The organism is Streptomyces tricolor, assembly GCF_002155905.1.
In the GTDB taxonomy this organism is placed as follows: domain Bacteria; phylum Actinomycetota; class Actinomycetes; order Streptomycetales; family Streptomycetaceae; genus Streptomyces; species Streptomyces tricolor.
Genome location: NZ_MUMF01000938.1, coordinates 1 through 575 on the forward strand (window position 1 = coordinate 1; position 575 = coordinate 575).

Annotated in this window: 1 protein-coding gene and 1 pseudogene; both read right to left on the bottom strand. The window is 67.3% G+C overall.

The window, feature by feature from the left end:
* Positions 1-222 (bottom strand): hypothetical protein (locus CCN44_RS41670; RefSeq protein ID WP_086704424.1); only part of this gene is annotated, 222 nt, incomplete at its 3' end.
* 112 nt (positions 223-334) lie between these two features.
* Positions 335-575 (bottom strand): annotated as a pseudogene (locus tag CCN44_RS41675) (alpha-amylase); the annotation flags it as partial.

The window sequence follows — 575 nt, forward strand, 5'->3', positions numbered from 1 at the left end:
CTTCCGGGCCGCCGCGGTCTCCCCCAGCTGCTTCAGCTTCGCGGCCTTGCTCTTGAGGTTGGCGATCTGCTGACGCATCTGCCCCTCGTTGCACGTGACGGCTGCCTTGGCCGTCACCGCACCCCGGTCGGCCGACAGCGCGGCATGAGCCGGCGCCGACGTGACGAAGAAACCTCCGACGGCGACGGCCGAAACGGCCAGAGCGGAAAAACGCCTGTTCATGAGTGTGTCCCCCAGAAAGAACTGTGAGTTGGTCGAGTGGATCTTACAAAATCCACGAACCCACCAGTAACCAGCGCCCGCCCAGGACCGGCCCCCTCCCGGGTCGGCAGGATCAGGCGCAGCCACCGTCGTCGCACAGGACGACGCCCAGAACCTCATTGCCCGAGGTTCCGTACCCCGGGAAGGTGATCAGGGCTCCCGGAGGCGCCACCCGGCTGGGAACGTCGGTCCCGTCGCGGTAGACGACCGTCAGGGTGTGGGTGTCGGAGCAGTTGTTGGTGACGAAGGTGTAGCGCCAACCCGCGCTGAACGTCACACAGTCAGGGGCGGGGGGCCGGCTCCCCGCGTCCTCC